The following is a 19,642-nucleotide window of genomic DNA, read 5'->3' as shown; positions in this document are numbered from 1 at the left end:
ACGCCGGAGCGCACCGCGCTTGCGGCGATACGAGTTCGGCATAAAGTTGGCAATGCAGTACGGGGGGCATATGACCTGGTTCATAGACCGACGTCTCAACGGCAAAAACAAGAGCACGGTAAACCGCCAGCGCTTCTTGCGTCGTTATAAAGCACAGATCAAGCAGTCGATCTCCGAGGCGATTAACAAGCGTTCGGTGACCGATGTCCAGAGTGGTGAATCCGTCTCCATTCCGAATGACGATATCAGCGAACCGATGTTCCATCAGGGGCGCGGCGGCCTGCGCCATCGCGTGCATCCGGGTAACGATCATTTTGTTCAGAACGACCGCATTGAGCGCCCACAGGGCGGCGGAGGTGGCGGTGGTAGCGGCCAAGGTCAGGCGAGCGCCGACGGCGAGGGCCAGGATGAGTTCGTTTTCCAGATCTCCAAAGATGAGTATCTCGATCTCTTGTTTGAAGATCTCGCCCTGCCGAATCTGAAAAAGAATCAGCACCGCCAGTTAAACGAGTATAAAACGCATCGCTCCGGCTACACCTCTAACGGCGTGCCGGCCAATATCAGCGTGGTGCGCTCGCTGCAAAATTCCCTGGCGCGCCGTACGGCGATGACCGCGGGTAAGCGCCGGGCGCTACGCGAGCTGGAAGCGAATCTCGAAGAAGCCCTGAGAAGCGAACCGGCACAACTGCTCGAAGAGGAGCGGTTACGTAAGGAGATTGCCGAACTGCGCGCCAAAATCGAACGCGTGCCGTTTATTGATACTTTCGACCTGCGCTACAAGAACTTCGAAAAGCGCCCGGAGCCTTCAAGCCAGGCGGTCATGTTCTGCCTGATGGATGTCTCCGGCTCGATGGATCAGGCGACAAAAGATATGGCCAAACGCTTTTATATTCTGCTCTATCTGTTCCTGAGCCGAACCTATAAAAACGTCGATGTGGTCTATATCCGCCACCATACGCAGGCGAAAGAAGTGGATGAACATGAGTTTTTCTACTCGCAAGAGACAGGCGGGACCATTGTTTCCAGCGCGCTTAAGCTGATGGATGAGGTGGTGAAAGCGCGCTACGATCCGGCGCAGTGGAATATTTACGCCGCGCAAGCCTCTGATGGCGATAACTGGGCCGATGACTCGCCGCTCTGTCATGAAATTCTGGCTAAGAAAATCCTGCCAGTGGTGCGATATTACAGTTATATCGAAATCACCCGCCGCGCGCACCAGACGCTGTGGCGTGAATATGAAGATTTACAGGCGAAATATGAGAATTTCGCTATGCAGCATATCCGCGATCAGGATGATATCTACCCGGTATTTCGCGAGCTCTTTCATAAGCAGGCCAGTGAAAACTGGAATTAATCCACAGGGTCGACGTTCGTCGGCCCTGCGTTTTTCTTATTAAACAACCCGCAATTAAAGTGCCGCTAAACTTTTATGTCAGCGTCACTTAATCAAGTGAAACTATTGAGCCATAATATGTAGTAAAGCTGAGGCTGCTTATTAATAACCCTACAGATTTTACTTACAGCCGGTTCGCTATCAGTTATAGTGAGCGGCATTATAAAATAACGACGCGGCGCCGTCGCAGGACCACCGTGAATCATGTTTAACAGGGTCTCATTGGGCTTGAATAAAACGTCCGGGATGGTGGGGATAATCATCGCCAGCCTGTTGTCCGTCCTGGTCGTTGCGCAAATAATATACTGGCGAACAGAAGCATACCGAATAGAAAACTATACTCAGGCAGTGCTTGAACGCAGCGTCACGCTATTACAGCAGGCAAACTCACTTGCCGCGCGCGAGATGAAAATGGCGCATTATTCCCCCTGCAGCGAGGCCGATCTTAATTCATTGCGCACGATGTTGTGGGAATACCAGATGATCAAAGATGTGGGCCGCACCGGCGCGCGTGGGATTATCTGTTCCGCGCTCTGGGGACATCTTCCTGTTCCACAGCCGCTCACCGCAACGCAAAATATCGTCAGCCGTGACGGTGCCCGCTGGTTATTAAATTTGCCCCTGACAGACACCATTAACGTCAGCGCCTGGTGGCGCAACGATCTGCTGGTAATATTTTCTCCTTTCGTGTTTACCCGCTTTGAAAATGACGCAAAAACGACGCACTACAGCGCGATGATTACCAACTCACAGCGCGACCGCCGCTGGTTTACGCTCGGCCCCACCCAGGCCTTATTATCGGCAACTGATACTTCCTCACATTATGCTTGGTATTTCATCACCAAAGAACGCTGCAATGCGCAATACGATATTTGTGTCATTGCCGGTACGCACCCTTATGGCCTGCTCCAGGCGCGCTGGTATACCTTCGTATTGCTCATCGCGCTCGGCCTGGCGCTCGGATTATTACTCTGCACATGCCTGGCGCTTTATCGCAAAAAGCAGACGTCACTTACGGTGCGCCTGGAAAACGCGTTAAAAAACGGCGACCTGCGTGTGGCTTATCAGCCCATCTACGAAATTGAAACCGGCCGGATGAAAGGCATGGAGGCGCTGCTGCGCTGGCATGACAGTAATGGCGATGCCGTGTCGCCGGATGTGTTTATCCCGCTTGCGGAAAAAGAAGGGATGATGAGCAAAGTCACCGAATTTGTGACGACGCAAGCCATCGCAGAAACGGTGGAATTGCTGGAACCTTATGACCTGACGCTCAGCATCAATATTAGCCTCAACGATCTCTTCTCCCGTCATTATCTTAATTTTCTCACCCAACTGACGCATAACACCGGCCTTGCGTCGAATCGCATTATGCTGGAAATAACGGAGCGGGAAAACGCAACGCTTGCACATATGGAAGCGGCCATTTCGTTATTTAAACAACACGGGTTTTTGATCGCGCTGGATGATTTCGGCACCGGCTATTCGACCATTTCATGGCTTTCACGCCTGCCGATTGATGAAGTCAAGGTCGATAAAAGCATTACCGATGCGATAGGCACGCCAACGCTTAATAAAACGCTGCTGGTCAATTTAATTGAAATGCTGAAAGCCATGCCGCAGCAGGTGGTATTTGAAGGGCTTGAACAGCGGCTACAGGTGGATTATTTGCAGGATAATTTCCCAGGCTGCTACGGCCAGGGCTGGTGGTTCTCTCGCCCCATCGACAACCAGGCATTACGCTTATTACTGACGATGCAGGCAAAATAAAACAGCAGCCCTGAGGCTGCTGCGATAACAGATAAAATCAACAAGCCAGATTATTTACGACCACCGCTGTGGCTGTTCTGGCCGCCTTTTTTGCCTGCTTCAGACGCGCGTTCCGGGTCATTTTTAAAATTCCCGCCGCTCTGCTGCCCGCCTTTTTTACCTGCTTCTGATGCTTTTTCACGATTTTCGGCAAAATTGCCGGAACCACCACGATGTTCTGCCATAACAACCTCCGGGATTGGTTTAGTGTTACCAGAAAACGTCAATACTGAAAAAGAGATCATCTGCCGAAAGTATCCTTACACTTGCCAGCAAGAGCGCGCTTCCGTGCATTTTTTCGCAAACGTCGCTTCGTGCCGATATTTCCGACAAAGCCCCGATTGCGAATCGTCTCGCCCTGTTTCGGCGCTGCGCTTATTACGACGCATCACTACGCAGATAATATTGTCTGAATAATGACTGCCGTCGTTTTCATAAGACACTCTTATGACTGTAATACAGCTTCGTAAAGTAAGCCAAACGACAACCTTTATTTTCGGGGCAGAATCATCGTAGCTTGTTTATTTTATTTGCTTTTATTTTTTGAAATTGTGCAGGCGTTGCAAAATAAGCGAACCGCCAGTAAGGTGGAAAACCTTATCCGGTTAACGAGGCGACAAAATGAAAGGGATGGATATTCACCAACAACTCGTGGATTTACTGACGCACGGCCAGGCGCGGTTTCGGGTGATGGAACATGAGGCGATGGGCAAATGCGAAGCGGTATCGGAAATTCGCGGTACGCATTTAAGTCAGGGCGCGAAAGCGCTGGTATGCAAAATTAAAGGCAACGGGATAAAACAGGTTGTGCTCGCCGTACTCGGTGCCGATCTCCAGGCGGATCTTGCCCTGCTCGCGCAGCACCTGGGCGGTACGAAGGCGTCGCTGGCAAGCCCGGCGGAAGTGGATGCACTCACCCGCTGCGTTTTTGGCGCGATCCCCCCATTCAGTTTTCACCCGGAGCTTAAACTGGTGGCCGATCCGCTGCTCTTTGAGCGCCACGACGAAATCGCCTTTAATGCCGGCCTGCTTGAGAAATCGATTATCATGGACACCGCCGATTATCTGCGGCTCGCCAAACCCGCACTGGTGGCCTTTCATCGCGCGCCGTCTACCAGCGCCGCTCCAGATAGCGCACCGCAATAATCAGCGTGGCGGCAGTCGCGAAAAAAAACGTGGTTATCCAGAGCGCGTCGGGCGAGAGTAGATCGTTCATCGTTTCTCCGGGAATCTCGCGTTAACATCGGGGGATGCTGCTCTCAGTGATAGCCCCTTTTGATGACAAAACAATGACGACGGGCGGCGCGTTTTCGTTTCTGGCAAGGAGCTAAGAATGTTTGATATCACGCTGCTTATCCTGCTGGCGCTTGCCGGTCTTGGATTTGTCAGCCACAACATGGCCGTAACGGTCTCCGTGCTGGTGCTGATTGTTATCCGCATGACGCCGCTCAGCGCCTGGTTTCCATGGGTGGAAAAACAGGGTGTCACCGTCGGGATTATTATTCTGACTATCAGCGTGATGGCGCCCATCGCCAGCGGCACGCTGCCCACCTCCACCCTGTTCCACGCTTTTTTAAACTGGAAATCGCTGGTAGCTATCGCCGTGGGCGTTTTCGTCTCGTGGCTTGGCGGTAAAGGCGTGGCGCTGATGGGCAGCCAGCCGTCGATTGTCGCCGGGCTGCTGGTCGGCACCGTTCTTGGCGTGGCGCTTTTTCGCGGCGTGCCGGTTGGGCCGCTTATCGCCGCAGGGCTGGTTTCCTTGCTGATTGGCCGCCAGTAGAATTGCATCCACCACTCTTTTACCTGCTGTACTCACGCATCGCCATGGCGTCTGCGTGTAGATGAGGAACGAATGACAAACCTGACTTCCGGGCGTCGCGCCGGCTGGCTTTTGCTGGCGGGGCTGCTTACCATCGCGACCACCCTTCGTGTAACGTTTACCGGGGCAGCGCCGCTGCTGGACGCTATTCGCGTCGATTTCTCGCTCTCCACCGCCGCTACCGGCCTTCTGACCACGTTGCCGCTGTTGGCTTTCGCGCTGGTGTCACCGCTGGCCGCAGGCAGCGCGCGGCGCTTCGGGATGGAGCGCAGTCTTTGCGGCGCGCTGCTGCTTATTAGTGCGGGCATTCTTCTGCGCTCCTCCGGCAGTGCGGCGGCGCTCTTTACCGGCACCGCGCTTATCGGCTGTGGGATAGCCATCGGCAACGTACTGCTGCCCGGCATGATCAAGCGGGATTTTCCTGGCAAGGTGGCGAAACTGACCGGCGCGTACTCGCTGACGATGGGCCTTGCGGCCGCCGCTGGCTCAGCGCTGGTGGTGCCGGTCGCAGCCCTTAGCGGCGGCTGGCGCGGCGCACTGCTGGCGCTGATTGTCTTTCCGCTGCTCGCCCTGCTCCTCTGGCTGCCGCAGTTGCGCGCGCGCCGCCACGATGCCGTTGGCAGCAACGCGGCGATGCACAGCCGTAGTATCTGGCGCTCGGCGCTCGCCTGGCAGGTGACGCTCTTTCTGGGCGTTAACTCGCTTATCTATTACATCGTTATCGGCTGGCTGCCGTCGATTCTGATAAGCACAGGGTTTAGCGAAGCGCAGGCCGGTTCACTGCACGGGCTCATGCAACTTGCCACCGCCATACCGGGCATTGCGGTGCCGCTGCTGCTCGCACGGCTTCGCGATCAGCGCGGTATCGCCATTCTGACCGCCCTGCTTTGCGCCGTAAGCCCCGTCGGGCTGTGGTTCTTCCCGCATCTTGCCGCCTGGTGGGTGGTGATTTTCGGTTTTGGATCAGGTGCGACCATGATCCTCGGCCTGACGTTTATCGGCCTGCGCGCAAGCTCAGCGCATCAGGCGGCGGCGCTCTCCGGGATGGCACAGTCGGTGGGGTATCTGCTGGCGGCATGCGGGCCGCCAGCTATCGGCAGACTCCACGATCTGCTGCATAGCTGGAGCCTGCCGTTAATGGTCTGCGCCGCACTTGCCGTCGTGATGGCCATTGCGGGCGGTTTTGCGGGGCGCGCACGGGAAATCGGCGCGACGTAACTCAGCGCCGGGCGGCGCGTAAAAATTCGCGCACCAGCGGCACCGGACGCCCGGCAAGCGCGCCGCGCTCGTGCTGGAACAGCGTCGCCACAAAAAACGGATGCGTCGTCAGCTCGACGGCGCGCACGTCGCCTTCATTATCCCAGCCGGTGATTTTCAGCGCTTCCTTACTGATCGCCTCGACAAACTCCGGCGCCACACCAAAATTGCAGTGATAGGCCTCTGCAATTTCCTCACGCCCGTAGGCGCGTGCGATAAGCGTATGCGGGCGCAGTTCAACCTCCCCGGTCTGCTCCACCAGCGAACAACTCAGCGGTGCAATGACCAGTCTGCCGCCCTGCGCGGTTTCGCCGTGGTTCGCGTCACTCCAGCCCAGAACGTTACGGGCATACTCAATGACCGCATGCTGAAAACCGCCGCAGGTGCCAAGAAACGGAATCGCATTTTCACGCGCATACCGAATGGCGATAAATGCGCCGTCTTCGTTTTCATACGGGCTGCCAGGCACAACCCAGATAGCGTCATAGCCCACCAGATCTTCCGGGCTTTTAATATCTTTGGTCGGGAGCCAGTCGTAATCAGCGGTGAGTTCCAGCACGGCGGCGGCGTCGTCAATCGCGAGCGGGATCGCCTGATGCGCGACTGTCGCGCTGTTGTAGTCGCCGACCAGCGCAATACGCAGGGTGGAAGTGAGCGGTGAGGTTTCCATAGGGTTTTCCTTATGCCTGAATGAATCACATACAACATAAGGAACATCAGCATACCGATCTGCGCGCTGGCTAACAACACCCAAAATCAGCAGTGATAACGCCAATTTGCGAGGCGTCTCGGGCAATCGCGCGCTGTGGTTTGCCTCGCGCCTTTACGCGGCAGATAATTCGAACACAGAGAACGACAAGCCAGGAGGCAGAGATGATTACGCTTAAACGCGTTTATGACGAGCCGGACGCGCAGGACGGCTACCGGGTGCTGGTGGACAGGCTCTGGCCACGCGGCATTAAAAAAGCGGATTTGCCGTTAGACGAATGGAATAAAACGCTGGCCCCTTCAACGGCGCTGCGTAAGGCGCTGCATAGTGAGGTTATCGATTTTGCCCACTTTAGCGAGCGCTACCGTGAAGAGCTGGCCGCACAGCAGCAAGAAGGCGAGCGTCTGGCGGCGATCTCATGCAAAGGAACGCTCACCCTGCTGTTTGGCGCGAAAGACAGAAGCCAGAACCACGCGCAGATCCTGGCGGCGTGGCTCAGGGAGCTTGCAGAACACGCTTAATCGAGAAGCAGCGCCGTTTCTTCAAGCGGCAACAGCTGGCCGTCAAGCGGCATCAGGTGTTCGGCACGGACAAAGGCAAAGCCAGCCTGGCCGTCGGCGGCCACGACATCGCCCGTCACCAACCACAGCGGGCGGGCGCAACTTTTGGGCAGTTCCGTCATAAAACCGGTCACCGGATTGATAAAGCGCTCACCCGGCTGGCAGAGGCTGAAGAGTTCTACAGATTTACCGATATTTTCCCGACCGGCAGCGGTACGGGCGCCGATGATAATGGCGAGAGCGCCTGGCTTGAGTTGTTGCATGGTCTTTCCGCGTTCGCAATAAGCAATAAATGAAACGCGTAGATCAGAACATTCTTATGTTGTGATGTAAAGATTTCTGAATCAAAAAACCGTGCGTTTCCGCGCGAAATCTCCATTTTTTCTTCATCCTCTCGCCCCGCGTTTTCGCTAAGCTTGCCGTTATCGCTGTGATGACTGACCACACGGCAATCTTTTGCCTCACCTTACCCCGTTGCAGGAGCGGCTTGCGGCTCAATGAAAACGCGATACAGGCAATTGCCCTGCCTGTAAGGCGCATAACGACAGCCCTTCATGCTCTCCTTCTCACCTGCGGGGTGTTTTTTTATATACACATCACATCAAATTTGCCTGATTAAAAGACATTGAGCTGTCGTTTAAAAAGCCGTGATCCCGGATCGATATACTGTGGCGATTCGCGTTCTTTCAGGTTTTTCTCATGTCAGTCATCATTTCTCACGCTGAGCCTACCCCCAGAAGCGGCCTGGATCTTATTAAAGCCCTCACGACAGGCATACTGATGCCTGGCGGCTTATGGCAGAAAAAAAGCTATCGTCTGAAATTCGCGCTGCGAAGCTGTCTTTATCTGCCCGCCACGCTGCGCTTTATGGATGCCATGGCGAAAAATCCACGATTTGAACAGCTGCTGAGCGTGCAGAAAACGCTGCCGGGCAAAATTCATCGTCACTATCTGCGTCTGGGGTTAAGCGCGGGCGAGCGGGCGAGCGCCATCATTCATCACTACGATTTTATCCGCGAACGTGCGGCAGCACGCCTTGCCGACGCGCTCTGCGCCACCAGCCCGCAGCCGCTGTTTACGCTTGCGGCGAAAGAGAAAACGGTCGTCATTAGCGCGTCATCGGCCCATAAAGCCGAGCGCGAAGGCGAAAGCACGCTGTGGCTGCACTGTGATGACGTGCTGCTCGCCAGCCTGACGTTCAGCGTGGTGCGCGACGCCACCGGCTACGGCATCGCCATCGGCGGTCTTCAGGGGCCACGCAGAAACGTGCCACATGAAGCTATTCGCGATGCGACAAAAGCCTGTTACGGCGTTTTCCCGAAACGTCTGCTGATGGAAGTCCTGTGGTTGATGATTCAGCTGCATGACATGACCCATTTCGAGGCGGTGAGCAACAACGGCCATGTATTCCGCGGCCTGCGTTATCGCTTCAGTAAAGGGCGTCACTTTTTTGCAAGCTACGACGAATTCTGGGAGTCCGTAGGCGGCGAGCGTCGTGGCGCGCGCTATTTCACGCTGCCGCTTACGGCCGCGCGCAAACCGCTGGAAGATGTCGCCAGCAAGAAACGTTCTGAGTACCGTAAACGCTACGAGCTGCTGGATTCGCTGGCAGCGCAGTGGCGCGAGCTGAACGCGCAGTAATGCTCAGGCGGCCTTCTGGCCGCCTTTTTATGGCGCTCCACCCAGGTTTGTGCAGCTTACCCGCCCGTGCCGGGCTGGCCTCACACGTTGCGCTGATCCGCGGCCATAAAAAAACCGCCTGCTGGCGGTTTTTTTATTTTGCGTCGTCTTCTGAGCGATACGGCCCTTTCTCGTCGTCATCGCTGTCGTCACGCTTGCGCGTCACTTCCCCTTCCGGGCCCGGCGTGCCGCCACCCTGCTCTTCTGCCTGTAAGCGAAAAGCCTGCTCTTTTTGCGATTCACCGAAGTATCCGAAACCAAAAAACATGATGACCTCCTGTATCCATCAGAGTTAACACATTAAGTGTAGCTGACCAGAAAGCCTTCGCAGGCGCGGTACGCTTACCGTCTGTCTGAAAAGCGCGGGCTCCGGGCCGGCCGGAGCCTGGCCGTCAGCTCGCCACTTTATCGAGTACGCGCTGAATCGCCGCGGAAAGCTCGTTGATTTCGAACTTCGCCACGTAGCCATCCGCACCCACTTTTCGCACATGGTCTTCGTTAGCGCTGCCGGAGAGCGACGAGTGGATCACCACCGGAATCTTCTTCAGGGTCGCGTCCATTTTGATGTTACGCGTCAGCGTAAAACCGTCCATCTCCGGCATTTCAAGGTCGGTCAGCACCATTGCGATTTTATCGGTGATCGACTGCCCTTCCGCCTGCGCCTCTTTCGCCATCAGCTTGATTTTTTCCCAGGCTTCGAGGCCAGTGGTATGCATCAGCGCCGGAATGCCCATGCTCTTAAGGCCGTGTTCCAGCATCGAGCGTGCCACTTTGGAATCTTCCGCCACGATAGCCACCGCGCCCGGTTTCAGTTTGAAGCTGCGCTCCTGCATCACAGTGTTCGGCTGACCGTCACGCACCGACGGAATGATGTCATACAGGATCTGTTCAACATCCAGCACCAGCGCCAGTTCATTACTTTGATTATCGCTGTCGAGGCGCGCGATGCTGGTGATGTTGCGTGAGCTGACGCCCGATTCCGCCGTATGCACCTGGCTCCAGTCGAGGCGGATAATGTTTTCAACCGATTCCACGGCGAACGCCTGGGTGCTTCGTGCATATTCGGTCACCAGCAGCAGGTTCAGGCCCGTGGTCGGTTTGCAGCCTGTCACCGCCGGCAGATCAACAACCGGGATTATCTGGCCGCGGATGTTTGCCATACCAAGCAGTGGCGCCTGCATGCCTGCGGCTTTGGTAATCGTCGGCATCGGCACGATTTCGCGCAGTTTGAAAACGTTAATACCGTACAGCTCAGGTTTCTCCTCTTCATTCGCAGATCCCAGCCGGAAGAGAAGCAGTTCGAATTTGTTCGATAAAGCGAGATTCGCCCTCTCATCGATATCTTTCTGGAAGTTATCCATATTGACCTCAAAGGTACGCTTGTGGGTGGTGGCTCATGCGGCGAAAGGGATAACGCGCTGGTGCCTGGTTTCAGGCACTCCTTGCGCCTGAATTTGGTTTAAATCGTTATCGGCAGGTTTTGCAAAAAGTAGAGGGGGAAGATAAGAACAAATTTCGGTGAGTAACAAAAAGGCGAGCGAGCGCAAAAAACGAAGCCGCCCGCAGGCGGCTGACAGGCGCGAGGATTCAGGGCGCCTTACGCCACGCGTCGCGCAGCGATTCACGCCCGTGCGGCTCCTCTTTTTCCGGCAGGTCGTCCTCTTCCCACGGATTTATCGTATTCGGCGCATCTTCGGGTAAGCCGTGATGCTCATTATCATCTGCAAGCGGTCTGTCGGGATGGCGATTGTCAGGCATGGCGCTTTTTCCTCATATCCTCGGGACAAAGGAAAAGTGTAGCCTGGCTTGCGGGTGCCGACGCTTTTCTCACATCCCGCTCGCCAACGCCCGGTCAAGCGGCTAAAGTGAAACGTAGCGCCGACGCACTCACCAGAAGAGGTAAAAATGACGGGATCGATTGACGAAATTATTGAAAAACTCCAGACGCGCATCCTGGCGTATGAAATTCTGTTCCAGTCATTGCTGGAAGAAGTGCCTGCTGTGCTGAAAGAACGCGTGGTCGATAATGCGCGCCACCACTTTGCAGGCCTTGAGGCTGGCGTTAACAGCGATCCGGAACGGGCGCAGAAAATTACGGCCGCACGCGCTGTAGTGGAGCAACTGCTGGCCCGCAAACATTAATTCATTAAGAAGCATTATCGCAGCGCGAAAGTGCGACGTATTTATTTCCGACCCTGAATGGAAATAAAAAAGAAAAAGCCCGCAAGCGGGCTTTTTTTACTGAATGAGGCGTATTTTTAGCGATGCGTATTCGTTTCGGAATGCATCATCGCGTAGCTGTCGTAACGTTCAGCCGCTGCAAAACCCACCAGCATGGCGGATTTGCAGAATATACATTTTGCGCCGTGCGGATTTTTATCGGTCACGTCGAAACGGGAAGTACGATACTGCGAGCCATGACACGCAGGGCATCTGAAATGCAAACCTGCTGCAATCATGTTGTCTTTAGAGCGCCACCACATTCACGGCTGACGGGCCTTTCGCGCCGTTTTCAACCGAGAATTCAACCTGCTGACCTTCGGTCAGTGTGCGAAAATTATCGCTCTGGATAGCGGAGAAATGGACGAATACGTCTTTGCTGCCGTCTGCCGGTGCGATAAAACCAAAGCCTTTATCCGCGTTAAACCATTTCACTGAACCATTCATTCTGTTAGCCATATTTTAATACCTTTATACTTGAGCCTTGCGGCGAAAATGGTTTGAATGACAGAAATATTCAGTGCTTAAGAGGGAACTCAAAAGAAGAGATATCGAAGGATAACGTCTGGAGATGAGTACTACTGAAGTGGAGGACTCGTACCAACCACTGCACAACGGGTTCTGCGTATCAAACCGAGGAGTTCATTAACGCATGCCCCACTCTTTTAAGCAAGCAGTAATGTGCCTTTTACAAAACTATATATTTACACCCGCACGGCATTGTGCCGCTAGTCGATTTTCTCATTTATTGCCACTCAGACGAAAAATAAATTCTCCGGTTCGTTAAAAAAGCGGCCACGGTTATTTTAGACAATATATTTTGTAACCTTTGATAAAGCGTGACGCTATTTCTCTGACAGCGCCACGCCATTATTTCAAGCCCCATTCGACTCTTCCGTGACTCTCGATTGCCTTAAAACCCCACGTCGACGTGCGTCATGCGTGAATTATTGTTAAGGTTTGTCTGATGACAACACTGGACGAGGTAATGATGAACACGTTTGTCAGGCCCACGCTGACGCTGCCGAATCAGGAAGAGAAACTGCTACTGCACTCCTGCTGTGCGCCATGCTCGGGCGAGGTCATGGAGGCGCTGCAGGCTTCCGGTATCGACTACACCATCTTTTTCTATAACCCCAATATTCATCCCCAGAAGGAATACCTGCTGCGTAAAGAGGAAAATATCCGCTTCGCCGAACAGCACGGTATCCCTTTTGTGGACGCCGATTACGATACCGATAACTGGTTCGAGCGCGCCAGAGGAATGGAGTGGGAGCCTGAGCGCGGCGTGCGCTGCACGATGTGCTTCGATATGCGATTTGAACGCACCGCGCTTTATGCGCATGAAAACGGCTTTAAGGTGATCAGCAGTTCGCTTGGTATTTCACGCTGGAAAAATATGCAGCAGATTAACGACTGTGGTCACCGCGCCGCGGCCCCGTATGAAGGCATGGTGTACTGGGACTATAACTGGCGTAAACAGGGCGGCTCGGCGCGCATGATTGAAATCAGCAAGCGCGAGCGCTTTTATCAGCAGGAATATTGCGGTTGCGTCTATTCGCTGCGTGACTCCAACCTGCACCGTAAAGCGCAGGGCAGACCGTTAATTAAAATCGGCACGCTCTATTATGGCGATGAGTCATAACGGTAATCTGCGTTGTTAAGATTGACCTCATTACGCGAAAGCCCGGCTTCATGCCGGGCTTATTATTTAATCACTACTGTTACTGTCGCAGTCGCCGCATTGACCGTGCGGTGCTGTCGTAAACAGCCAGATAATGGTTTTTATCGCGGGCAGCATGACAGGGATCCCCACCAGCGCCTGTGGGATACGCAGCGGCCCGCGCCCTGAAACTACCAGAATCGCGATCGCGCGGTATAAAAAAAGCGCAGCCGTAAATTAAAAAAAAATAAAAATCGGGCTATTGCGACTCAATGTGTGTAAGGTGCCCCCTCCACAATTCAAAGAAGATACTTATGGCTATTCATAAAAGAAAATCGCAAGACAGTTACTTAAGCCGTGTCACCTGCCCGAAATGCAATGAAAAATCTGAACACAGCGCCGCCCGCGTCAACAAGCAAAAAACGCTCATCTGCCCCGCCTGTAATCATTTATTTGTCTTCGCGCAGACTCCAGCGCATCCACTCTAAAACCTGTTTGACTATCCGGTTAAAAGCGCCGGTATTCCTGGTGCTTTTAATCAATTACCGCTATTTTATTAGCATGCTAATGCTTCGCCGCCTTATTTAATTCAACACTCCCGCGCCATAAACATCGCGTCACATTCCAATAAAATAAAATTAACGAAAAGCAAATCAGAACACATCCTTTTAAAATGAGCATTACGCTTTTAATATTATTACATTTATGCCACCTGTTTTATTAACATTATCACACGTCCATCTGCATTTCTTTGCGTTTATTTACTTTAACCCTGTCTAAAAGCCGATCCTCTGCCGCCGATAAACGCCATGAACCGTTTATATCGCGTGATGGAGAAATATTGTTGAGTATGAAAGTGAATATAAAAAGGATGGCAATGACAGTAAGGTTGTTTTCATTTATAACCCTTGGCGCGTTAATCGTTATTTTTCTCGCCAGTTCCGCCTCTAACCTGTGGTCGTTAACACGCAGTAATCAGGCGCTGGATGATGTGAATAAAGAAATCCGCGTCGTGCTTTCCGTGGTAGACCCGATTAACCACAGCCGGACCGTTCGCGTGCGCCTGATGGAAGCGATGATTAATCAGTCATTAGGCAAAACCTCACAGGCGGAAACCTCACTGGAGGGCGCGAATGAATTCCTACAGCACGCGGTGGAAACTTTTGATTCCTATATGGCTTCGCCTCGTACGCCGGGAGAAGAGGAAATTTTAGCGCCCTATCGACAGACCTGGCAGAATTATCTCGACAACGGTTTACGCCCCATGATCGAGGCCGCAACCAATAATGACGTAGAGCGCTTTAACCAGCTTGCAAGCTTTACCGTACCGGCGCTGGATTATCAGTTCGAAAATGAATTGCTGAAACTCCTCTCTTTCCGGGAAGATTATGCGCATAACCTTAATCTGGATGCGCAGGAACAATTTAAATACAGCCTTACGTTGCTGGGTGGGTTTACGATTATTTTCATTCTGATTCTGCTTGCGGTATTTATTCTTATCCAGCGTCGGATCCTTAAACCACTGGATATCGCGCACGCCCAGTGCAAGAAAATCGCTGAAGGTGATTTACAGAATCCGATTATTTCGCATTCCGGTGATGAAATTGGCAGGATGCTTACCGCGCTTGAACAAATGCGCCAGTCCCTGTGCAATATTATTATTCAGGTCCGCGATTCCAGCGACAGCGTGGCGCATGCCGCTGATGAAATCGCCGCCGGGAATATCGATCTCTCCGCCCGCACTGAAGAGCAGGCGGCGTCTCTTGGCGAGACCGCGGCCAGCATGGAGCAGTTGACCTCCACTGTGAAGCATACGTCTGACAATACGCATAATGCAGACCTGCTGGCGGGTTCAATGCGTGAATCGGCGCAGGAGGGCAATCAGATTATGGAAGAAGCCGTGGAATCCATGATGGAGCTTGAATCAAGCGCCAGACGTATCGACTCCATTACCGGCATCATCGAAGGCATCGCCTTCCAGACCAATATTCTGGCGCTCAACGCCGCCGTTGAAGCGGCACGCGCGGGCGAACAGGGTCGCGGATTCGCGGTAGTGGCAAGCGAGGTGCGCAATCTGGCGCAGCGCTCTTCCGCCGCCGCCAAAGAGATTAAAGAGCTGATTGAACAGTCCGGCACGCATATTACCTCCGGCAGCGAGAAAGTCAGCCGCGCGGGCGAAAGCATGAAGGCAATCATCAATTCTGTTAATCAGGTGTCGGTGCTTATGTCCGAGCTGGCGTTGTCCACCGGCGAACAGAGCCGCGGTATTGAACAAATTAACCTTGCGGTCAACCAGATGGACGCGGTCACGCAGCAGAACGCGGCGCTCGTGGAAGAAGCCTCTTCCGCCGCAATGTCGCTGAAAGAGCAGTCTCACCTGCTCAAGCAGACCGTCGATATCTTTAAAGTTAGCTGACAGAAAGTATTGGGTTTAGGTCTCAGGGAACACGGCGCCATCAGGCAGTCTCATTCATGTGTTCATGAATAAAGCGCCGGGCGACAGGATGCGCCCGGCGCTTTATTCACTACGCCGCGCCGCGCTCGGTTTCAGGACTGCATAAGACGCATCTCATCCCACTGGCACTATTTTCATGTTAAAAAAGAGATTATTTACGGGCATATGCTTCAGGAAAAACGCATGTCTGCCGATCTCTCCCAAATGGGTAGTGCCCGCGTGACGCTCACGGCGGATAAAACAGGCCGCGCGGTAATTGAAAAATGCCCGGTGGGAGCCGTTGAATACGCTTTCTATCAGGATGTGGCACGTGAACTTGCTGATGCCGGTATCCTGACCCCAACGTTATTCGCTGCCGATGCTGAGCAGCGCAAGCTGACGCTTGAATATATACCACACGCCATTGACCAGGACGACGTGGCAGACGACCGCATTCTTGCGATACTGGCGCGCCTGCACGGTTATCCGGCTCATCCCGGCTGGCATTATCACCCGCATGGCTGGTCAGGTGCGGCGCTTGAAAATGCACTCAGCCGCCTGGCACTTCCTGTGCAAGCCGCCAGGCAGTTACGCACTTTTCACCGCCACAGCGCTGTGCTGTTTGATAAACCCGGCCTGATTTCTGGCGACAGCAATGCGGGCAACTGGGGCAGAAGAGAGAATGGTGAGCGAGTGCTGTTTGACTGGGAACGATTCGGGCGCGCAAGCCCGGCGATTGACCTCGCACCGCTGATTAAAGGCATGGGCACGCCGCAGGCGTTTGTTGAGATGGCCGGGCGTTACTGCCGCTTCTCATCTCATTACCCGGTGAGTGAACTCGCGCGCGAAATCGCCATCGCTAAAGCCTGGATTGTTACCGAGGTGGTCATACTGCTCCATGAGCGACAAAAAGCGTCGCTCCCCTTATATCTCAACTGGTACCGGCAAAATTTGCCAGACTGGCTGAATCAGTCGGTCAGGCTGCTGTAAAAAATACGCTGTTATAAATAGTCAAACCACGGCTCAAAGGCCGTCATCGCGAATAAAATAAAAATGCAGGTTAATCAGTGGAGCGGGCTAAAAGTTGCAGACGCCCTGCTGCTGGATCTTGCATTACCGGGCGCGCGGTATTGTAAAATTCAACAGCAGGAACCCCAGTCGTAATATCGCCGCCCCCCCAAATTAAGGGGGGCGTTCCGGCATGGAATATTTTCATCTTATTAATAGTTCGCGTAAGGTTCGTCATTCCGCCGTTATCCCTGCGTCAGTAAATACGCAGGGATTTTTATAAAGAACAGGAGTTCGCCATGCTAAAACGCTGCTCATCCCTTATTGTATTTTCAATGCTGGCCGCCCCGCTTGCACAGGCTGACACTCTTCGCGCCGTTGATGTGACCACCTTTGATGTCGCCGGTGTCAAAACGGGGATGGATTACGACCAGGCCGTGAAAGCGATGACGGATCATTTCCATGTCCCGGCATCCGCGCTGAACGTTGATAAATTCCCGATGATGAATGCCGTAACCGGTAATAAGCAGCCACAGTATGTCGGCTATGAGAAAGATGGCGTGGAGCTTTCAGTACACTTTGAAGGCCGCGTACCGGTAGATCCGGCGCACCCTCTCGTGGTATCCATGATTACCTACAAACTGCCGTGGTCAACGGATAATAAAACGGCCATGGAAAAGGCAGCTCTGGAAAAATATGGGCCTCAGTCTAACGGCACTTACACCACGCCCATGGTGTGGTGTAAGAATCCAGGGAAAATGGCGAGCGATGCCTGTAGCAATGACAGGAATCAGGCCACGCTGGAAATGTCGAATACCTCGCTCGAACTCTCCGACCCTTCCTGGAGCCAGGCGCGCATCACGTTTATGGAGAGCAAACAGACCCGCACGCCTGGGTTCTGAAACCGCTTAACGCGTAACCATGAACACAAAGGGCTGACGCTTTAGCCCTTTTCTCTTTCCGGCGATCGCTCCGCTTTGTCTGGCCTTACGCCACGGTTTTCAAGGCTCGTACGGACTGGAGACGCATACTCAGCGCACTTTTGACATATCCGTATTATTCATCTTATTTCGCCGCGTCCCTCGCATTAATAAAAGCATCCTCAAGAAAACGAAGCGCGTTACGCAGCGCCTGATCGGCTTGCGGCAGGTTACCCGCCAGAAGATGCCAGACATGGAACATCCCGGGCCAGACTTCGAGCGTGGTGCGTACACGCGCCTCCCCCAGATTTGAAGCAAGCGTTAGGGCACCACTCAGCATGACCTCGTTCTCACCGATCTGGATGAGGATCGGCGCAAGCCCGTGAACATTCGCGTAAACGGGGGAAGCATCAGGATGAGTGGGCAGCTCGCCGGCGAGAAAGCATCGTGCCAGTGCATTAAGAAAATCGACGCGACAGAGCGGATCAATCCCGTCACGCGTGGTTGCAGATAAACCGCGATGGGTAAGATCGGCCCAGGGTGAGATGGCCACCCCGCCCGCTGGCAGCGGAAGCCCCGCGTCACGCGCCTTGCGCATTATCGTCACCACCATCGCGCCTCCTGCTGAATCGCCCACCAGTACGAGGTTTTCAGGCGGGATGCCGCTATCAAGCAAGGCGCAATACGCGCGAAAGGCATCGTCAATGGGCGTCGGAAAGGGAAATTCAGGCGCCTGGCGGTAGTCCGGCGTATAAACCCGCGCGTGCAGCGCCTCAGCGATGCGGCCCGTAAGCCCGCGGTATGCGGTAACGCCGCCATGGACATAACCGCCGCCGTGAAGGTAAAGCACCACGCGGTTCTCTGTCTGTTTCTGCGGCTCACTGAGCATCGCCGGTATGTTGCCTAACGTAACGGTGCGGTAAGACACCCCTTTAATAGCAGGAAAGATTTTTTCAAGTCCCTGCATATAGTGAGCGCGCACCTCAGGCCAGCCCGCTTCTGACTGGCCATACAGTTTCTCTACCACGGGACCGGCGACATGGATCCATTTATCCAGGATCTCCTGGGCATTGTTCGGGAGCATGATTGAAACCTCTGTTGTTTAATTTCTACAATGGGATTGTATTTACTCTATTGACGAAAAAGGCTCCCCAATGACAGGCAGAAAAATCGCTTCGGGAAACGCAACCGGGACCGGGCTGGACATTCATACGCTGCGTATCTTTGTTGCGGTGGCGGAAGCCGGGAGTTTCGTGGCGGGCGGTAAGGCAATGGGACTAACGCGTTCTGCGGCGGGTAAAGCGCTGGCACGTTTAGAAGCCTACCTGGAGACACGGCTTTTTCAGCGGACCACCCGCAGTTTGTCTCTCACGGCGGAGGGCCACGCGTTTTATCATCGCTGCTGTCAGATTCTGGAAGATTTAGCAGATGCCGAATCCAGCATCCGCCAGAACCCGCGGCAGGCAAAAGGCATCCTTCGACTGACCGTCTCAGAAGGTTACGGCAAAATGATCGTTCTGCCGTTTATTCGTGAATTTTTACACCGTTCGCCAGATGTAAGTATTGAGGTTAGTTTTAGCGATCGGGTCGTGGATCTTGTCGAAGAAGGTTTCGATCTTGCGCTTCGTGTCGGCAGCGGCGTTACGAGTTATCAATACATTACGCAGGTGATAGACCGCACAACGCCACAGCTTATGGCGTCGCCGGATTATCTGCAGGCATGGGGAATGCCGACCTCGCTTGCTGAGCTGAAAAACCATCGCCGGCTGGTTTATGGGCTTGGGGCAGCCACGACGGCATGGAATTTCATTGATACCAGGCAAGGGCAGATCGCGCTGAACGGTCGCAATTACGTCAGGTTTGACAGTGGAGATGCCATTCGCACTGCCGCGCTAATGGGGCTGGGTATTGGTTTTTTACCGTCGTTCATGGTGCAAAACGATATCCAGCAAGGCCGCCTTATCCACGTGCTACCCGAAGCGCAGGGCGAAAATGTTGCCATCCATGCCATTTACCCTAACCGAAGGCATCTTCCTGTTCGGGTACGGGCTTTTATTGATGGTCTTAAACATTTTCTGAGTAATACATAACCCCCCTCTGTTGCCTGGCAACGGTAATGTTAAGACCGGGCATACCGCTGACAAAGTTTGCGGCTCAGGCTGGTTGAGAGAAA

Annotated in this window: 23 protein-coding genes; 14 read left to right on the top strand and 9 right to left on the bottom strand. The window is 53.9% G+C overall.

All coding sequences use genetic code 11. From position 1 onward, the window contains the following. Positions 1-70: 70 nt before the first annotated feature. Positions 71-1,354 (top strand): YeaH/YhbH family protein, encoded by a 1,284-nt coding sequence (locus G9X48_RS03195; protein ID WP_004386629.1) that lies wholly within the window; start codon positions 71-73, stop codon positions 1,352-1,354. Between the two features lie 285 nt (positions 1,355-1,639). Then, positions 1,640-3,160 carry an EAL domain-containing protein gene (locus G9X48_RS03190; protein WP_165770557.1) on the top strand — a complete coding sequence of 507 codons (1,521 nt, stop codon included), beginning with the start codon at positions 1,640-1,642 and terminating at the stop codon, positions 3,158-3,160. A 50-nt stretch (positions 3,161-3,210) separates the two neighbouring features. Here G9X48_RS03190 and G9X48_RS03185 read toward each other — a convergent pair whose 3' ends face one another. Next, positions 3,211-3,384 carry a general stress protein gene (locus tag G9X48_RS03185; protein ID WP_004386632.1) on the bottom strand — a complete coding sequence of 58 codons (174 nt, stop codon included), beginning with the start codon at positions 3,382-3,384 and terminating at the stop codon, positions 3,211-3,213. A 436-nt stretch (positions 3,385-3,820) separates the two neighbouring features. On the opposite strand from G9X48_RS03185, the gene G9X48_RS03180 reads away from it, so the two are divergent. From G9X48_RS03180 to G9X48_RS03170, 3 genes are all read left to right on the top strand, one after another. After that, the gene (locus G9X48_RS03180; protein ID WP_007849374.1) at positions 3,821-4,345 is read left to right on the top strand and encodes a YbaK/prolyl-tRNA synthetase associated domain-containing protein; all 525 of its coding nucleotides are present in this window, start codon (positions 3,821-3,823) and stop codon (positions 4,343-4,345) included. A gap of 187 nt (positions 4,346-4,532) precedes the next feature. Continuing rightward, positions 4,533-4,979 (top strand): DUF441 domain-containing protein, encoded by a 447-nt coding sequence (locus G9X48_RS03175; RefSeq protein WP_004386633.1) that lies wholly within the window; start codon positions 4,533-4,535, stop codon positions 4,977-4,979. Between the two features lie 72 nt (positions 4,980-5,051). Next, the gene (locus tag G9X48_RS03170; protein WP_097640897.1) at positions 5,052-6,236 is read left to right on the top strand and encodes a CynX/NimT family MFS transporter; all 1,185 of its coding nucleotides are present in this window, start codon (positions 5,052-5,054) and stop codon (positions 6,234-6,236) included. Between the two features lies 1 nt (position 6,237). Here G9X48_RS03170 and G9X48_RS03165 read toward each other — a convergent pair whose 3' ends face one another. Beyond that, entirely contained in the window at positions 6,238-6,945 is a 708-nt protein-coding gene (locus G9X48_RS03165) for a CTP synthase (protein ID WP_004386635.1), read from the bottom strand. A gap of 203 nt (positions 6,946-7,148) precedes the next feature. On the opposite strand from G9X48_RS03165, the gene G9X48_RS03160 reads away from it, so the two are divergent. After that, entirely contained in the window at positions 7,149-7,505 is a 357-nt protein-coding gene (locus tag G9X48_RS03160; protein ID WP_097640896.1) for a DUF488 domain-containing protein, read from the top strand. Here G9X48_RS03160 and G9X48_RS03155 read toward each other — a convergent pair. Beyond that, positions 7,502-7,807 (bottom strand): hypothetical protein, encoded by a 306-nt coding sequence (locus G9X48_RS03155; protein WP_004386637.1) that lies wholly within the window; start codon positions 7,805-7,807, stop codon positions 7,502-7,504. The genes G9X48_RS03160 and G9X48_RS03155 overlap by 4 nt on opposite strands. Before the next feature lie 436 nt (positions 7,808-8,243). Here G9X48_RS03155 and G9X48_RS03150 point away from each other — a divergent pair, with 436 nt between their 5' ends. Beyond that, a complete protein-coding gene (locus G9X48_RS03150; protein WP_097640894.1) occupies positions 8,244-9,185 on the top strand; it encodes a VirK/YbjX family protein in 942 nt (313 codons plus the stop codon). Between the two features lie 133 nt (positions 9,186-9,318). On the opposite strand, the gene G9X48_RS03145 is transcribed toward G9X48_RS03150, so the two are convergent. From G9X48_RS03145 to G9X48_RS03135, 3 genes are all read right to left on the bottom strand, one after another. Next, positions 9,319-9,492 carry a hypothetical protein gene (locus G9X48_RS03145; protein ID WP_007670864.1) on the bottom strand — a complete coding sequence of 58 codons (174 nt, stop codon included), beginning with the start codon at positions 9,490-9,492 and terminating at the stop codon, positions 9,319-9,321. A 124-nt stretch (positions 9,493-9,616) separates the two neighbouring features. Then, positions 9,617-10,585 carry a chemotaxis protein gene (locus G9X48_RS03140; RefSeq protein WP_004385761.1) on the bottom strand — a complete coding sequence of 323 codons (969 nt, stop codon included), beginning with the start codon at positions 10,583-10,585 and terminating at the stop codon, positions 9,617-9,619. Positions 10,586-10,811: 226 nt separating this feature from the next. Continuing rightward, a complete protein-coding gene (locus G9X48_RS03135; protein WP_007696562.1) occupies positions 10,812-10,982 on the bottom strand; it encodes a hypothetical protein in 171 nt (56 codons plus the stop codon). A gap of 147 nt (positions 10,983-11,129) precedes the next feature. Between G9X48_RS03135 and G9X48_RS03130 the strand changes: the two genes are divergently transcribed. After that, the gene (locus G9X48_RS03130; RefSeq protein ID WP_004385763.1) at positions 11,130-11,366 is read left to right on the top strand and encodes a hypothetical protein; all 237 of its coding nucleotides are present in this window, start codon (positions 11,130-11,132) and stop codon (positions 11,364-11,366) included. Between the two features lie 116 nt (positions 11,367-11,482). Here the strand turns inward: G9X48_RS03130 and G9X48_RS03125 are convergent, their stop codons facing one another. Both G9X48_RS03125 and G9X48_RS03120 read right to left on the bottom strand, forming a co-directional pair. After that, positions 11,483-11,707 carry a hypothetical protein gene (locus tag G9X48_RS03125; protein ID WP_004385764.1) on the bottom strand — a complete coding sequence of 75 codons (225 nt, stop codon included), beginning with the start codon at positions 11,705-11,707 and terminating at the stop codon, positions 11,483-11,485. Further along, on the bottom strand, positions 11,691-11,903 hold the full coding sequence (locus G9X48_RS03120; protein WP_004385765.1) for a cold-shock protein: 213 nt from the start codon (positions 11,901-11,903) through the stop codon (positions 11,691-11,693). The genes G9X48_RS03125 and G9X48_RS03120 overlap by 17 nt, the downstream gene beginning before the upstream one ends. 532 nt (positions 11,904-12,435) lie before the next feature. Between G9X48_RS03120 and G9X48_RS03115 the strand changes: the two genes are divergently transcribed. The 5 genes from G9X48_RS03115 to G9X48_RS03095 all read left to right on the top strand — a co-directional run bounded on the left by G9X48_RS03115 (position 12,436) and on the right by G9X48_RS03095 (position 17,451). After that, a complete protein-coding gene (locus G9X48_RS03115; protein ID WP_004385766.1) occupies positions 12,436-13,089 on the top strand; it encodes an epoxyqueuosine reductase QueH in 654 nt (217 codons plus the stop codon). Positions 13,090-13,421: 332 nt separating this feature from the next. Continuing rightward, entirely contained in the window at positions 13,422-13,595 is a 174-nt protein-coding gene (locus G9X48_RS03110; protein ID WP_004385768.1) for a YnfU family zinc-binding protein, read from the top strand. Positions 13,596-13,984: 389 nt separating this feature from the next. Then, the gene (locus G9X48_RS03105) at positions 13,985-15,523 is read left to right on the top strand and encodes a methyl-accepting chemotaxis protein (protein WP_097640893.1); all 1,539 of its coding nucleotides are present in this window, start codon (positions 13,985-13,987) and stop codon (positions 15,521-15,523) included. Positions 15,524-15,727: 204 nt separating this feature from the next. Continuing rightward, positions 15,728-16,531 (top strand): phosphotransferase, encoded by an 804-nt coding sequence (locus tag G9X48_RS03100; RefSeq protein ID WP_097640892.1) that lies wholly within the window; start codon positions 15,728-15,730, stop codon positions 16,529-16,531. A 317-nt stretch (positions 16,532-16,848) separates the two neighbouring features. Further along, positions 16,849-17,451 carry a hypothetical protein gene (locus G9X48_RS03095; protein ID WP_097640891.1) on the top strand — a complete coding sequence of 201 codons (603 nt, stop codon included), beginning with the start codon at positions 16,849-16,851 and terminating at the stop codon, positions 17,449-17,451. A gap of 163 nt (positions 17,452-17,614) precedes the next feature. On the opposite strand, the gene G9X48_RS03090 is transcribed toward G9X48_RS03095, so the two are convergent. Beyond that, on the bottom strand, positions 17,615-18,553 hold the full coding sequence (locus G9X48_RS03090) for an alpha/beta hydrolase (RefSeq protein WP_097640890.1): 939 nt from the start codon (positions 18,551-18,553) through the stop codon (positions 17,615-17,617). Positions 18,554-18,623: 70 nt separating this feature from the next. Between G9X48_RS03090 and G9X48_RS03085 the strand changes: the two genes are divergently transcribed. Then, positions 18,624-19,559 carry a LysR family transcriptional regulator gene (locus G9X48_RS03085; protein ID WP_097640889.1) on the top strand — a complete coding sequence of 312 codons (936 nt, stop codon included), beginning with the start codon at positions 18,624-18,626 and terminating at the stop codon, positions 19,557-19,559. Positions 19,560-19,642: the final 83 nt, after the last annotated feature.

The sequence above is a fragment of the Cronobacter sp. HA18006 genome, assembly GCF_011605445.1.
Lineage (GTDB): Bacteria > Pseudomonadota > Gammaproteobacteria > Enterobacterales > Enterobacteriaceae > Cronobacter > Cronobacter sakazakii.
This window is presented reverse-complemented; position numbering and strand designations above follow the sequence as displayed.

Bases quoted from the DNA above. Each gene is read 5' to 3' on its own strand.
- G9X48_RS03195 (WP_004386629.1), top strand. From the start codon at position 71: ATGACCTGGTTCATAGACCGACGTCTCAACGGCAAAAACAAGAGCACG.
- G9X48_RS03190 (WP_165770557.1), top strand. From the start codon at position 1,640: ATGGTGGGGATAATCATCGCCAGCCTGTTGTCCGTCCTGGTCGTTGCG.
- G9X48_RS03185 (WP_004386632.1), bottom strand. From the start codon at position 3,384: ATGGCAGAACATCGTGGTGGTTCCGGCAATTTTGCCGAAAATCGTGAA.
- G9X48_RS03180 (WP_007849374.1), top strand. From the start codon at position 3,821: ATGAAAGGGATGGATATTCACCAACAACTCGTGGATTTACTGACGCAC.
- G9X48_RS03175 (WP_004386633.1), top strand. From the start codon at position 4,533: ATGTTTGATATCACGCTGCTTATCCTGCTGGCGCTTGCCGGTCTTGGA.
- G9X48_RS03170 (WP_097640897.1), top strand. From the start codon at position 5,052: ATGACAAACCTGACTTCCGGGCGTCGCGCCGGCTGGCTTTTGCTGGCG.
- G9X48_RS03165 (WP_004386635.1), bottom strand. From the start codon at position 6,945: ATGGAAACCTCACCGCTCACTTCCACCCTGCGTATTGCGCTGGTCGGC.
- G9X48_RS03160 (WP_097640896.1), top strand. From the start codon at position 7,149: ATGATTACGCTTAAACGCGTTTATGACGAGCCGGACGCGCAGGACGGC.
- G9X48_RS03155 (WP_004386637.1), bottom strand. From the start codon at position 7,807: ATGCAACAACTCAAGCCAGGCGCTCTCGCCATTATCATCGGCGCCCGT.
- G9X48_RS03150 (WP_097640894.1), top strand. From the start codon at position 8,244: ATGTCAGTCATCATTTCTCACGCTGAGCCTACCCCCAGAAGCGGCCTG.
- G9X48_RS03145 (WP_007670864.1), bottom strand. From the start codon at position 9,492: ATGTTTTTTGGTTTCGGATACTTCGGTGAATCGCAAAAAGAGCAGGCT.
- G9X48_RS03140 (WP_004385761.1), bottom strand. From the start codon at position 10,585: ATGGATAACTTCCAGAAAGATATCGATGAGAGGGCGAATCTCGCTTTA.
- G9X48_RS03135 (WP_007696562.1), bottom strand. From the start codon at position 10,982: ATGCCTGACAATCGCCATCCCGACAGACCGCTTGCAGATGATAATGAG.
- G9X48_RS03130 (WP_004385763.1), top strand. From the start codon at position 11,130: ATGACGGGATCGATTGACGAAATTATTGAAAAACTCCAGACGCGCATC.
- G9X48_RS03125 (WP_004385764.1), bottom strand. From the start codon at position 11,707: ATGTGGTGGCGCTCTAAAGACAACATGATTGCAGCAGGTTTGCATTTC.
- G9X48_RS03120 (WP_004385765.1), bottom strand. From the start codon at position 11,903: ATGGCTAACAGAATGAATGGTTCAGTGAAATGGTTTAACGCGGATAAA.
- G9X48_RS03115 (WP_004385766.1), top strand. From the start codon at position 12,436: ATGAACACGTTTGTCAGGCCCACGCTGACGCTGCCGAATCAGGAAGAG.
- G9X48_RS03110 (WP_004385768.1), top strand. From the start codon at position 13,422: ATGGCTATTCATAAAAGAAAATCGCAAGACAGTTACTTAAGCCGTGTC.
- G9X48_RS03105 (WP_097640893.1), top strand. From the start codon at position 13,985: ATGACAGTAAGGTTGTTTTCATTTATAACCCTTGGCGCGTTAATCGTT.
- G9X48_RS03100 (WP_097640892.1), top strand. From the start codon at position 15,728: ATGCTTCAGGAAAAACGCATGTCTGCCGATCTCTCCCAAATGGGTAGT.
- G9X48_RS03095 (WP_097640891.1), top strand. From the start codon at position 16,849: ATGCTAAAACGCTGCTCATCCCTTATTGTATTTTCAATGCTGGCCGCC.
- G9X48_RS03090 (WP_097640890.1), bottom strand. From the start codon at position 18,553: ATGCTCCCGAACAATGCCCAGGAGATCCTGGATAAATGGATCCATGTC.
- G9X48_RS03085 (WP_097640889.1), top strand. From the start codon at position 18,624: ATGACAGGCAGAAAAATCGCTTCGGGAAACGCAACCGGGACCGGGCTG.